We start from the raw sequence: 12752 nt of genomic DNA, 5'->3' as shown, positions 1-12752 counted from the left end.
ATGAATATGGCATTTGTATATGAAGGCAATCTCATCTCCCAAGGGTTAAAATATGGCATCGTGGTAGGTCGTTTCAACGAGTTTATCTCCTCCAAGCTGCTGAGCGGCGCGCTCGACGCGTTCAAGCGCCATGGCGCCGAGGATCACGAGGTGGAGGTCGCCTGGGTGCCCGGCGCGTTCGAGATTCCGCTGATCGCGCAGAAGATGGCGGAGAGCGGCAAGTACGACGCGGTCATCACGCTCGGCGCCGTCATCCGCGGCTCCACGCCGCATTTCGATTATGTCTGCAACGAAGCCGCCAAGGGCGTCGCCGCGGTCGGACTCAAGACCGGCGTCCCCACGGTGTTCGGCGTGCTGACCGTCGACAGCATCGAGCAGGCGATCGAACGTGCGGGCACGAAAGCCGGCAACAAGGGCTGGGAAGCCGCGGCGACGGCGATCGAGATGGCCAACCTGACGCGGGCGCTGCAAGGCTGAACGGACCGGCCGACCGCCGGAAGCGCAGGAAGGCGGCGGAAAAGCTCCGTCGCCTTCGGCGCTGTCCGGGGCTTCGCTTGAACGCTGGGGAAGGGTGATTTGACATCGGCACGACCGTTTTATACAAGCTGGAAGCGTTCGAAGGCCCGCTCGATCTGCTGCTCCATTTGATCGACAAAGCGGAGATCGCCATCGAAGACATCTCGATCAGCGACATTACCGACCAATACATGTCCTATCTCGAGGCGATGACGGAGCTGGAGCTGGACGTGACGAGCGAATTTCTCGTGATGGCCGCCACGCTGCTGTCGATGAAGAGCAGACAGCTGCTCCCCAAGCCGCCGATTACGGACGAGCCTTGGCTGACGGAAGTCGACGACTTCGGCGAGGATCCGCGCGAAGAGCTCATCCGCAAGCTGATCGAATACCGAAAATACAAGGCGATCGCCGGGCAATTGCGCGAGCACGAGCTTGAGCGCAGCCTGGTGTTTACGCGCGAGCCTTACGACCTGTCGCCGTTCGAGCCGAGCGTTAAGCGCAATCCGGTCGAAGGGCTCCATGTCGACGATTTGGTTCGGGCATTCCGCAAGGCGCTGAGGCGCGCATCCGGCAGAAACCGGATCTCCGCCATCCAGCGGGACGAGATCTCCGTCAAGGATCGGATCCGCGACATCATGTCGGTGCTCAAGACGCGCGGCGCGGCAGGGGAAGCGAGAGTGATGTTTTCCCAGCTCATCGGCGATTCGCCGGTGCGCGAGGAGATCGTAGCCACCTTTCTGGCCGTGCTGGAGCTCATGAAGCGGCGCTGGGTCAGCTGCCATCAGAGCGGGCTGTTCGACGAGATCGTGCTGACGTGGACGGGAAGGGAGGCCGACGACGATGGATTATTCGACCTTGAAATCGGTACTTGAAGGGCTGCTGTTCGTCGCGGGAGAAGACGGGCTTACGAAAAAAACGATCGCGGAAATCGTAGAGGTGGACGGCGACGTCGTCACCGACATCGTCAAGGATCTGCAAAAGGATCTCACCCGGCGCAAGCGGGGCATACGCATCGCGGAGATCGCGGGCACGTACCGGCTCACGACGGCGCCCGAGCATGCGGCTTATTTCGAAAAGCTCGCTTATTCGCCGGCGCGAACGCCGCTCTCGCAAGCGGCTCTTGAAACGCTGTCCATCGTCGCTTATCGCCAGCCGATCACCCGGGTAGAGATCGAAGAGATCCGCGGCGTCAAGGCGGAGCGGCCGCTCCAGACGCTGGTCGCCAAAGATTTGATCGAAGAGGTCGGCCGCGCCGAACAGATCGGGCGCCCGATCCTCTACGGGACGACCAAAGCTTTTCTCGACTATTTCGGCTTGTCCGGCATCGAGGACCTGCCGGATCCCGTCGTCGCGGCCGATGCGGACGAAGACATGGAGGAGCGCACGCGGATGCTGTTCGAGCGGATCGAGGGCAGGCAGCTGTCGCTCGACGACCTGGATCGCGCCCTGCTTGAAGGATTGCCTGCCGACGACGAAGAAGATGCGACTTCGACGGGGCGGATCCGCGCGGACGAAGGCGAGGAAGAGGAAGAAGAGCGCTTGCCGGCCCCTGCGCCGAAGTCCGACGATTGGGAATTATAATCTAAATGATGCGCATGAACCCATGTGCCGAGGCCATACTATCCCCATGCGAAAGGCGGGGGAGCGTATGGTTTTTTGGTATTGGGCCGCGGCGGCATGCTTCCTGGCAGCCGTCGTCGCCGCCTGTCTATCTTTCGTCCGCGTCCGGATCCGATATTCCCGCAGCGGCAAGCTCGACCAGCTCGTCGTGATCGTGCACGCGCTGTATGGACTGTACCGTATTAACGTTGAGATCCCTACGATCAAACTATCGAAGACAGGCCTATCGTATCATGTAAAGGAACAGACGGAGGCGACGGGCGCCGGACAGACGTCGTCTAATTCGGGGAAAAGGCTGATCAACTTGCGAAGTCTCCGGCGACTTAAACTCGCGATCCGGGAGATCCTCGCGTCCGTAAGGGAACTTAGAGGGTGGATGTTCGAAGGGCTCCGCAAAATCGAATGCACGCGCTATCGGATGGATATCCGGATCGGGACGGGCGACGCGGCGTCGACCGCCGTAGCGACGGGGCTTTGTTGGTCGATCATGGGGATCGCGACAGGCGTGTTGGATCGCTTCGTCAAGCTGAGAACGCATCCGCACGGTCAAGTGGAGCCGGTCTACGCCGGAATCGAGCTGTCTATCGTATGGGAAGCGGATTTTCGAATCCGGACGAGCGCCGTGCTTGCGCATGGTCTGAGGCTGTTGCCGCGTCTTCGGTACGGTTCGGCGCTGCGCAAGGCATACCGGGATTGGCGCGCGGTCCCGGGACAAGCGTCCAGAACCTAAAGCCCGATCGGATCGCAAAGCGAACGGCGCATGCCGATATGGGGTGTCCGGGTTACATATTCCGCGCAAGCGGCGGTTAACCTATAGCTGGCGGAAGGCTTCATTTATCCGAATGCCGCGCAGCAAACAGCATAGGAGGCGAGCGAGAGCATGTCCGAACATCCGATTCAAGGCTTGATGCAAACCGCAATGGAAAACATCAAAGAAATGGTCGACGTCAACACGATCGTCGGCGAGCCCGTTCAGACGCCGGACGGCAGCGTTATCCTGCCGATCAGCAAAGTAGGCTTCGGATTCGCGGCCGGCGGCTCCGAATTCCAGGGCATGGAGGAGCAAGGCAAGCGCAAGCAAGGACAGAACCAACAAGAAGGCGGCCACAACGCGAGCGTGCAAATGCCGTTCGGCGGCGGCAGCGGCGGCGGCGTATCGATCAGCCCGATCGCGTTTCTCGTCGTAGGCGCCCAAGGGGTCAAGGTCGTGCCGCTTGACAATCAGACGCATCTGTTCGAACGGCTGATCGACGCGGCGCCGAGCTGGGTCGACAAGCTTCAGCGCATGTTCCGCGGCGACAAGGACGAGCGGATCGAGGAGCCCCGGATCGCATCGATCAAGCCGGATCCCGATCTGAACTCGCACTGAGCCCCTGCGCGCGAGCGAACGGCGAACATCAGCGCAAGGCTTGCCCGTACCGGGTGTCCGCCTTGCGCTTCTTCATGTGCGAGCCATGCGGCCGGAGGCGGTCGCATAAGCGCGGACATGCCCGCATACAATGGAGAGACGGTTGGCAGACAAGCAAGCCCGCAGGGAGGAAACCGTTAATGCAAGCTCGAACGAAAAGCCGTCGACGCTCACGCGCCTTGGCGATGGCGGCGGTCGCGGTAGCCGCGATGTCGCTGTTCCTTTCGCCGGCCATCCCGTCAGCATCCGCTTCGCCGAACGGGAAGGACCGCACGCCGGCATTGACGGCGAAGCCCGCGCAGTCCGAACCCGGCAAACCGTCGACCCATGCGAAGGCGGCCGCGCTGATCGACGTGACGAGCGGCCGCCTGCTTTATAGCAGCCGCGGCGACGAGCCGATGCTGATCGCGAGCACGACCAAGATCATGACCGCGATCATCGCGATCGAGCATAGCGATCTGGACGGCATCGTGACCGTAAGCAGCCGGGCCGCCGGCAAGGAAGGCTCTTCGATCTATCTGAAGGCCGGGGAGAAAATGAAGCTGAAGGACATGCTGTACGGGCTCATGCTGCGCTCGGGCAATGACGCCGCGACGGCGATCGCCGAGCACGTCGGAGGTTCCTTGGACGGCTTCGTCTTTTTAATGAACGCGAAAGCCGAACAAATCGGAATGACGAACAGTCACTTCGCCAATCCGAGCGGTCTGGATCAAAAAGGGCATTATGCCAGCGCGAACGACATGGCGAAGCTGGCGGCCTATGCGCTGCACGACCCGACCTTCCGCGAGATCGTCGGCACCAAGGTCAAGACGGCGCCGAATCCCGAAGAGGAATGGGATTATAAGTGGGTCAACAAAAACAAGATGCTCCATCTGTACGAAGGCGCCGACGGCGTCAAGACGGGCTATACCAAGCAGGCGCTGCGGACGCTCGTCAGCTCGGCGACGCGCGGCGGCAGGCAGTTGGCCGCCGTGACGCTTAACGACGGGAACGACTGGAACGATCATGCCAAGCTGCTCGACTACGGCTTTGCCGCGTATCGGATGGAGCAGGTGATCTCCAAGGGCGCTGCCGTGCAATATTATCCGTTCGTAGCCGCTTCTACGCTAAGCTATCCGTTCGCCGCCGGCGAGCGGGAGAAGATTCAGCTCCGCCTTGATTTGTATGGGCCCGATACGACCGATTACAAATTAGGCTACCGGGGCAGGATTTCGTACCGGTTAAACGGCGAGCCTATCGGCGCCGTCGAGTTGCTGCCTCAGGCGCCGACGCCCGAACGACAATCCAAATAAAGGGAGGCGGCCTTATGGTCAACTGGATCTGGCTCGGGATGATCGCGCTCAGCGTCGTTTTCGGCGCCGCCAACGGGCGCGTCCAGCAGGTGACCGAGGCCGCTTTTTCCGGCGCCCAGACCGGCGTCACCGTATGCTTCGGCTTAATCAGCATCCTCGTCTTTTGGATGGGACTTATGAAAATCGCCGAAGTATCCGGCATCGTCCGTCGTCTGTCGCTGTTCATGGCGCCGGTCGTTCGCTGGCTGTTCCCGGACGTGCCGAAGGATCATCCGGCGCTCGGTTACATCTTGTCCAACATGAGCGCGAACCTGCTCGGACTGGGCAACGCCGCCACGCCGATGGGCATACGCGCCATGCAGGAGCTTCAGAAGCTCAATCCGAATCCGGCCGTCGCGACGCCGGCCATGTGCACGCTGCTGGCGCTGAACACGGCGAGCATCACGATCGTGCCGACGACGCTCATCGCCATTCGGATGAACTTTGGCTCGGCGCATCCAGCGGATATTATCGGGCCGACGCTGCTCGCGACCGCCATATCGACAGGAGCCGCCATCGCGGCCGACCGCTGGTACCGCCGAAAAAAGCGCGGAGCGCCCCCGGTTCAGCCGCCGTCCGCTTCGGTCGCCGGCCGTCCGCCGGGACAAGCGACAGCACAGCCGCCGGCATCGTTCTAGACGCCTAGATTTAGGCTTCAAGTTTAGATTCCGAGGGAGAAAGGAGCGTTCGCCATGGTTGCCGCCTTGCACGCACTCTCCGCTTGGGCGATCCCCATGTTTATCGTCCTCATCCCGCTCGTCGCCGCCTTCCGCAAAGTCCCGGTTTACGAGACGTTCGTCGACGGAGCCAAAGACGGCTTCCAGACGGCGATCGCCATCATTCCCCATCTCGTCGGCATGATGACCGCCATCAGCATGTTTCGCGCTTCCGGCGCGATGGACATGCTGATCGGCTGGGTCGCCCCGTTATTCAGCGCGCTCGGCATCCCCGCCGAGGTGCTTCCGCTCGGCCTCCTTCGCCCGATTACGGGCGCGGGTTCCCTCGCTTTTGCGACCGATCTCATCAAAACCTACGGTCCGGACTCCCTGATCGGGCGGATCGCTTCCGTCGTGCAGGGCAGCACGGACACGACCTTGTACGTCGTAACGGTATACTTCGGCGCCGTCGGCATCCGCAACGCCCGATATGCGCTCAAAGTCGGCTTATTTTCCGATGCCGTCGGATTTTTCGCGGCCGTTTTCGCCTGTTGGCTCCTTTTTTAAAGACCCCTCCCTCAGGATTCCTCGCCCAAGTTGTGCAAAACCCGCCATCGGAGTATGATGGGGGGTGAGGTGAACCATCAGTGGAAGAACGATTGCAGAAAATACTCGCGAACGCTGGCGTCGCATCGAGACGTAAATGCGAGGAGCTCATCGCGGCCGGCAAGGTGACGGTCAACGGCGAGGTGGTCAAGGAGCTCGGCGTCAAGGCCGATCCCGCCAAGGATGCCATCGCGGTGAACGGCAAAAAAATCAAATCCGAGAGCAAGCTTTATTTGCTGTTCAATAAGCCTAAAGGCGTCATCACGAGCATGCATGACGAAAAGGGCCGCACGGTCGTAACGGATTTTCTCAAGGGCGTCAAGGAACGCGTATACCCGGTCGGCCGGCTCGACTACGACACCGAGGGGCTGCTCTTGCTCACGAACGACGGCGAGCTCGCCAATCTGCTCACCCATCCGCGCCACCATGTGGCGAAGACCTACTTGGCTACCGTAGAGCGAGTGCCGCACGGCGATGCGCTGGACAAGCTCCAGAAGGGAATCAAGCTCGAAGACGGCATCACCGCGCCCGCCGAGATCGAATATCACGACGTCGATCCGGAAGGCAAGCAAGCGACGATCTCGATCACGATTCACGAGGGGCGCAACCGGCAGGTGAGGCGCATGTTCGAAGCGATTCATCATCCGGTCATCCGCCTGAAGCGCGTCTCGTTCGGCGGACTCACCCTGGACAACCTGCAGCGCGGCAAATATCGCAAGCTGTCGGAGGCCGAGGTTCAATCGTTGCGCGACGCCGCGAAAAAAGCGGAGCGAGGCGAGTAAACCGGAGGTTCCGGCACAGGACACACCCGCGTCGCGGCGTGTCACACAATGTTCAAAACCGGAGCTCCGGGCGCTTGCCTGCGAATCCGGTATTTTCGCTATAATGGAAGAAAAGACGCCGGTGGTGACAAAGTGAAGCGTTATCGCAAACCGATCCAATACATCATACTGGCCGTCGTACTGCTTGTGGGGGGATACGCGATCGGCCAGTCCTTTTTGACGCCGACTAAAGCGCTTAAACCGGGCAGCAAAGCGCCTGCGTTCGAATTGCTCGGCCTCGACGGCCAGGCGCATAGTCTGGATTCGTATCGGGGCAAGCCGCTGGTGGTCAATTTCTGGGGGACGTTCTGTCCGCCCTGCCGCAACGAAATGCCCGCGCTTCAGGCGCAATACGACAAATGGAAAGATCAGGGCGTCCAGCTGGTCGGCATCAACCTGAGCGAGGACCGCGTCAGCGTCGGCAGCTTCCTTAGATCTTACGACATCAACTTCCCCGTGCTGCTCGACAAAAACAAAAAAACGGAACGCAAATACGGCCTGAAGGAGTATCCGACGACTTTCTTCATCTCGGCCGACGGCAAGATTCAAGATATCGTCATCGGCGGCCCGATGAGCGAGGAGACGATCGGTTCCCGCATCGCGCTGCTGCTCGGCAAGGATTAGGGCTTTGACAGGAGGCAGCAAGAGTTGATACACAATACCAAGTGCGAGTGCGGTCACCAGAATCCGACGGGAACCGTGCTCTGCGAATCCTGCGGCAAGCCGCTGGTGGACGATCTTCCGCTCGATTCGCCCCTGGAGATGCGCTACGACGGCGCGGCCAGGCGCTCGCAGAAGAAGAACCCGGCGGTCATCGATCGCGTATGGAACTTCTTTTCGTCGGTCAAGATCGCGATCTGGCTCATCATTCTCACGCTTGTCGGCGCCGCGATCGGCACCATTTACCCGCAAGAGAGCACCTTTATCAATCTGGACGACCCTGCTGCATTTTACAAAGAAACGTACGGCACTTGGGGCGCGGTGTACCAGGCGTTGGGCTTGTCCCGCACGTACGAATCCTGGTGGTTCATCGGCCTGCTCGTCATGATCGGCACGTCGCTCGTCATCTGCAGCCTCGACCGCGTGCTGCCGCTCTACAAAGCGCTGTCCAAGCAGCAGGTCCGCAAGCATTTGACATTCCTGACCCGCCAGCAGACCGTGCTGGAGGCCGATATCCCGGGAGATGCAGAGAAGTGGGTCGCGGACTTCGGCGCCCAACTGAAGCGCAAGCGTTATCGCGTATGGACGGAAGGCACCGCGCTGCTCGCCGAGAAAAACCGGTTCAGCCGGTGGGGGCCTTACATCAACCACATCGGATTGATCCTGTTCCTGCTCGCGGTGCTGGGCAGAAGCGTACCGGCTTGGCATATGGACCAATACGTGAGCATCGACGAGTATCAGGTCAAGCAGATTCCCGGTACGAATTATTACGTCGGCAACGATAAGTTCATCGTCGATTACTACAAGGACGAGGAGCTTCCGGACCAACTGAAGGGCACGCTTCGCGCCAAGCTTTACCAGACCGAGGCGACGCTGTACGCGTGCACGCAGTATTGCAACGACGATCCGCTGCACGATCCTGTGCTTGAGAAGGTCGAATCCCACGACATCGAGGTGAATTCGCCGCTCGAATACAAGGGGCTCAAGCTGTATCAGTACAATTTCGAGCAAAAAATCCGGCTCATCGAAGTCAAGCCGATGCTGCTCGATGCCAAGAGCGGGCAGTCCTACGGACCGTTCGACCTGAAAATGGACGATCCGGCGGAGAAATCGGAGGCAGGTCCTTACACGCTGACGCTGAACGACGTGTACCCCGACTTCGGACTCGACGAGGAAGGCCGTCCGATGACCAAGTCCCGCGACTTCAACAATCCGGCATTCGTCTTCCGGATCACGGGACCCGATCTGGCCGAAGAGGGAGAGTTGTACATCTACTTCCCGATGCCGAGCGCCGACGACAAGGGCGTCCAGCAGCAGATCAACGACAGTTTCAAAAAGCTCGGCAGCAATTCGGGGCGCTTCAATTTCGAAGTCGGCAAAATGGAAAACGTGAAGTTCTCGCAGTACACGACTTTCCTTAACGTTCGGGTCGACAGGGCGATGCCGTACGTATGGGTAGGCGCGGCGATCTCGATGATCGGTCTCGTGATGGGCTTCTACTGGCATCACCGGCGCATCTGGCTGCGCATCGACGGCGGCAGGCTTACGTTAGGCGCGCATACGAACAAGAATACGTACGGCATTCGAAACGAAACGGCGTCGGCGCTCGCCAAATGCGGCATCGCCGTCGATCCGAAGGCGCTCGATAACAGGAGGAATTCACGTTGAACTGGCTTGATATCAGCAGCACCGCATTCCAGGCCGCCTTTTACCTTTACTGCGCTTCGTTCATCTGCTATGCGATCGCGGTGGCGGGCAAGCGCTGGAGCAACCGGGAGCCCGAGCTCCACAATCGCCGTTGGGGCCGCTTCGGCTTCATTCTGGCGGTTGCCGGCTGGGTATGCCACCTGACCTTCTTTTTCACCCGCTGGAAGGGCGGCGGCCATATCCCGACGAGCAATATGTACGAGTTCATGACGTTCCTGGCGATGGCGATCGTCTTCGCCTTCATCATCGTCCACCTGATCTACCGCAACAACCTGCTCGGCGCGTTCGCCATCCCGCTCGTCGTCATCATCATCGCGTATGCGGCCGTGTTCCCGTCGGAAGTGCAGCCGCTCATCCCGGCGCTCAACAGCTACTGGCTTAAAATTCACGTGACGACGGCCGCCACGGGCGAAGCGTTCTTCGCGGTCGGCTTCGCCGCCGCGCTCGTGCAGCTGCTGCGCGTCATCGACTTCTCGCGAACCGACAAAGCCGGCCGCCGCGAGCAGCGATGGGTCGAGTTCGTCCTGTTTTTCATGGTCGTGATCATCGGCTTCCTCGTGTCCGTATTTGCCTTCCGCGGAGGCGGCTACGAAGCCAAGTTCCAGCAGGAGAAAGTGAGCATCAATCAGCAGGGCGTCGAGAATAGCGTTACGCAGACGGTCGAATACGGCCTGCCGCCGATCGTGGCGCCTTACAATAGCGAAAAGCTGTCCATGCAGCCGTATCTCGGCATCAAGGATCCGCTGTTCGAAGCGCCGTCCTGGATGAACGGCGTCAACGCGGGTCGCAAGCTGAACACCGTTATCTGGTCGCTGCTGTCCGGCGCGATCCTGTACGGCCTCCTGCGGCTGATCGCGCGCAAGCCGATCGCAGCCGTCATCCATCCGCATCTGTCCGACATCGATCCGGAGGATCTCGACGAGATCAGTTACCGGGCGATCGCGATCGGGTTCCCGGTATTTACGCTCGGCGCGCTCATCTTCGCGATGATCTGGGCGCAGATCGCCTGGTCGAGATTCTGGGGCTGGGATCCGAAGGAAGTATGGGCGCTTATCACCTGGCTGTTCTACAGCGCCTATCTTCACCTGCGGCTCTCCAGAGGCTGGCAAGGTACCCGGTCGGCATGGCTTGCGGTCATCGGCTTTATCGTGGTGCTGTTCACGCTGATCGGCGTCAATCTCGTCATAGCCGGCCTGCATTCCTACGCAGGCGTATAACCGTTATACTAAGGACAGCTGAGTTAATGTGAAGAAAGGGGCCGAACCCTATAATGAGCGCCGGAAATCGCATACTGGTGGTGGACGACGAGGAACGCATCCGTCGCCTGCTGCGCATGTATTTGGAAAAGGAAGGCTATGTCATCGAAGAAGCCGAGGACGGCGAGACTGCGCTCAAGCTGGCACTCGAGGAAGAGTACGACTTGATTGTGCTCGACCTGATGCTGCCCGGCATCGACGGCATGGAGGTATGCTCCCGACTGCGCCAATCCAAGGCAACGCCGGTCATCATGCTGACGGCGAAGGGAGAAGAAGTGAACCGCGTCCAGGGCTTCGAAGCCGGCGCCGACGATTATGTCGTCAAGCCGTTCAGCCCGCGCGAGGTTATCTTCCGCATCAAGGCGATCTTGCGGAGATCGTCCGCCACCGCCTTCTTGTCCAAGGAGCTCAATACGAGCAACAATATCGTGTTCCCGCATCTGGTCATCGAGCATGACGCGCATCGCGTCACCGCCGGCGGACAAGAAGTGAACCTGACGCCCAAGGAGTACGAGCTGCTCCACTATTTGGCGAGTTCGCCGGACAAAGTGTTTTCCCGCGAAGATCTGCTGAAGGATGTCTGGAACTACGACTTTTTCGGGGATCTGCGCACGGTCGATACGCATGTCAAGCGGCTGCGCGAAAAGCTGAACCGCGTCTCGACCGAAGCCGCCGCGATGATCACGACCGTATGGGGCGTCGGCTACAAGCTCGAGGTCGCCAAGTAAGCGATGGCGATCTGGAGAACCGTAGTCGGCAAGCTGTGGCTGACGATCATCCTGCTGGTCGCCGTCGTCATCTCGACGGTCGGCTTGTTCCTTTTGAAGATCGTCGACGTGACGGTCAGCGAGGACTCGCTGGCCGAGATCAAGCATCTATTCATTTATTCGGGCGCCGTAGGCTTCTTGCTTACGACGTTCTTCGCGTTTTTCTTGCTCACGAAGATTACGCAGCCGCTGCGGGAGATGAAGCAGGCCGCGAACCGGGTCGCGCAGGGCGAGTATTCGACGCGACTCGTCGTCCGCTCCTGGGACGAGATCGGCGAGCTGGCCAACAGCTTCAACCAGATGGCCTCCGAGCTCAACACGCTCATCCGAGACATCCAGCACGAACGCGATCAGCTCGACGGCGTTCTGCGCAGCATGAGCGACGCGGTGCTGCTGTTCGACGCGAACGGCAGGGTCAAGCTGACGAATCCGGAGGGACAGCACCTGCTCGACATTTGGCGCGGCCTTAAATGGGAAGACGAGGGAGAAGCGGACGAACGGGAGACCGTGCCGGATCCGCTCCGCGACATTTATAATACGCTCATCTCCAAAGGCACGACGCACACCGGCAAAATCCACGTGCAAAGCGGCGTATGGTCGGTCGTCATGACGCCGGTGGCCTCCGGCGAAGGCAGCGGCGGCGGAGCGGTCGCGGTGCTGCGCGACGTGACCGAAGAGTTCAGGGTCGACAAGATGCGCAAGGACTTCGTCGCCAACGTGTCGCACGAAATCCGGACGCCTGTCGCGATGGTGCAGGGCTACAGCGAGGCGCTGCTCGACGATATTGCTCAGACGCCCGAGGAGCGGCGCGAATTGGTTCAGGTCATACACGACGAATCGCTGCGTATGGGCAGGCTAGTGAAGGATTTGCTCGACCTTGCGCGCCTGGAGGCCGGTTATTTGGACATGACGATGCAGGAGGTCGACGTGAACGCGCTGCTGCAGCGCGTACAACGGAAGTTTTCGGCGCTGGCGAAGGAACGGGGTATCGAGCTGATTCGTTCCGGCGAGGACAGCGGCCTGCTTCTCCGGCGCGCCGATCCCGATCGGCTCGAGCAGGTGCTCACCAATCTGCTCGACAATGCGCTGCGCCACACGGCGTCAGGCGCGTCCGTCACGCTCAGCGCGTGCACGAAGCTCGGCGACAAAGGCGCGAGACAAATCGAGATTGTCGTCAAGGACGAAGGCGAGGGCATCCCAACAGAGGACCTTCCGTACATCTTCGAACGCTTTTACAAGGCGGACAAGGCGCGCAAGCGCGACTCCAAGGTCGGAACGGGACTGGGTCTTGCGATCGTCCGCAACCTGGTCGAGGCGCACGAAGGCACGATCCGCGTATCGAGCGCGCTTGGAGAAGGGACCGAGTTCAAGCTGCTGCTTCCGGCAGGGGAATAGCGGCGAACG

Annotated in this window: 14 protein-coding genes; all 14 read left to right on the top strand. The window is 60.4% G+C overall.

Features of this window, described 5'->3' with window-relative positions; all coding sequences use genetic code 11:
- Positions 1-6: 6 nt before the first annotated feature.
- The 14 genes from ribE to BM235_RS11520 all read left to right on the top strand — a co-directional run bounded on the left by ribE (position 7) and on the right by BM235_RS11520 (position 12743).
- Complete coding sequence (ribE, locus tag BM235_RS11585) at positions 7-477, top strand: 6,7-dimethyl-8-ribityllumazine synthase (protein ID WP_090113562.1); 471 nt, start codon at positions 7-9, stop codon at positions 475-477.
- 167 nt (positions 478-644) lie between these two features.
- Positions 645-1388 carry a segregation and condensation protein A gene (locus BM235_RS11580; protein WP_255374325.1) on the top strand — a complete coding sequence of 248 codons (744 nt, stop codon included), beginning with the start codon at positions 645-647 and terminating at the stop codon, positions 1386-1388.
- A complete protein-coding gene (gene scpB, locus BM235_RS11575) occupies positions 1357-2097 on the top strand; it encodes an SMC-Scp complex subunit ScpB (protein WP_090112947.1) in 741 nt (246 codons plus the stop codon). The genes BM235_RS11580 and scpB overlap by 32 nt, the downstream gene beginning before the upstream one ends.
- A gap of 67 nt (positions 2098-2164) precedes the next feature.
- The gene (locus BM235_RS11570) at positions 2165-2866 is read left to right on the top strand and encodes a DUF2953 domain-containing protein (protein WP_158543732.1); all 702 of its coding nucleotides are present in this window, start codon (positions 2165-2167) and stop codon (positions 2864-2866) included.
- A gap of 150 nt (positions 2867-3016) precedes the next feature.
- Positions 3017-3505: a GerW family sporulation protein gene (gene ytfJ, locus BM235_RS11565; protein WP_090112943.1), complete on the top strand. Its 489-nt coding sequence runs from the start codon at positions 3017-3019 to the stop codon at positions 3503-3505.
- 179 nt (positions 3506-3684) lie between these two features.
- Positions 3685-4836 (top strand): D-alanyl-D-alanine carboxypeptidase family protein, encoded by a 1152-nt coding sequence (locus BM235_RS11560; RefSeq protein WP_255374324.1) that lies wholly within the window; start codon positions 3685-3687, stop codon positions 4834-4836.
- A gap of 14 nt (positions 4837-4850) precedes the next feature.
- The gene (locus BM235_RS11555) at positions 4851-5513 is read left to right on the top strand and encodes a nucleoside recognition domain-containing protein (RefSeq protein ID WP_090112941.1); all 663 of its coding nucleotides are present in this window, start codon (positions 4851-4853) and stop codon (positions 5511-5513) included.
- Positions 5514-5567: 54 nt separating this feature from the next.
- Positions 5568-6098, top strand: coding sequence for a spore maturation protein (locus BM235_RS11550; protein ID WP_090112939.1), 531 nt, complete (start codon positions 5568-5570; stop codon positions 6096-6098).
- A gap of 80 nt (positions 6099-6178) precedes the next feature.
- Positions 6179-6919 (top strand): pseudouridine synthase, encoded by a 741-nt coding sequence (locus BM235_RS11545; RefSeq protein ID WP_090112937.1) that lies wholly within the window; start codon positions 6179-6181, stop codon positions 6917-6919.
- A gap of 132 nt (positions 6920-7051) precedes the next feature.
- Positions 7052-7582, top strand: coding sequence for a redoxin domain-containing protein (locus BM235_RS11540; protein ID WP_255374323.1), 531 nt, complete (start codon positions 7052-7054; stop codon positions 7580-7582).
- 24 nt (positions 7583-7606) lie between these two features.
- Entirely contained in the window at positions 7607-9286 is a 1680-nt protein-coding gene (locus BM235_RS11535) for a cytochrome c biogenesis protein ResB (protein ID WP_090112934.1), read from the top strand.
- Positions 9283-10542, top strand: coding sequence for a cytochrome c biogenesis protein CcsA (gene ccsA / locus BM235_RS11530; RefSeq protein ID WP_090112932.1), 1260 nt, complete (start codon positions 9283-9285; stop codon positions 10540-10542). The genes BM235_RS11535 and ccsA overlap by 4 nt, the downstream gene beginning before the upstream one ends.
- A 50-nt stretch (positions 10543-10592) precedes the next feature.
- Positions 10593-11309 carry a response regulator transcription factor gene (locus BM235_RS11525; RefSeq protein ID WP_090112930.1) on the top strand — a complete coding sequence of 239 codons (717 nt, stop codon included), beginning with the start codon at positions 10593-10595 and terminating at the stop codon, positions 11307-11309.
- Between the two features lie 3 nt (positions 11310-11312).
- Positions 11313-12743, top strand: coding sequence for a HAMP domain-containing sensor histidine kinase (locus BM235_RS11520; protein WP_090112928.1), 1431 nt, complete (start codon positions 11313-11315; stop codon positions 12741-12743).
- The last annotated feature ends 9 nt before the right edge of the window (positions 12744-12752 follow it).

The sequence above is a fragment of the Cohnella sp. OV330 genome, from assembly GCF_900112065.1.
GTDB lineage: Bacteria > Bacillota > Bacilli > Paenibacillales > Paenibacillaceae > Cohnella.
The sequence above is the reverse complement of the archived record's forward strand: the minus strand, read 5'-3'. Positions and strand labels throughout refer to the sequence as shown.

Coding starts and splice junctions, on each gene's coding strand:
- BM235_RS11550 (WP_090112939.1), top strand. CDS start 5,568: ATGGTTGCCGCCTTGCACGCACTCTCCGCTTGGGCGATCCCCATGTTT.
- ytfJ (WP_090112943.1), top strand. CDS start 3,017: ATGTCCGAACATCCGATTCAAGGCTTGATGCAAACCGCAATGGAAAAC.
- ribE (WP_090113562.1), top strand. CDS start 7: ATGGCATTTGTATATGAAGGCAATCTCATCTCCCAAGGGTTAAAATAT.
- BM235_RS11520 (WP_090112928.1), top strand. CDS start 11,313: ATGGCGATCTGGAGAACCGTAGTCGGCAAGCTGTGGCTGACGATCATC.
- BM235_RS11570 (WP_158543732.1), top strand. CDS start 2,165: ATGGTTTTTTGGTATTGGGCCGCGGCGGCATGCTTCCTGGCAGCCGTC.
- BM235_RS11555 (WP_090112941.1), top strand. CDS start 4,851: ATGGTCAACTGGATCTGGCTCGGGATGATCGCGCTCAGCGTCGTTTTC.
- scpB (WP_090112947.1), top strand. CDS start 1,357: ATGGATTATTCGACCTTGAAATCGGTACTTGAAGGGCTGCTGTTCGTC.
- BM235_RS11560 (WP_255374324.1), top strand. CDS start 3,685: ATGCAAGCTCGAACGAAAAGCCGTCGACGCTCACGCGCCTTGGCGATG.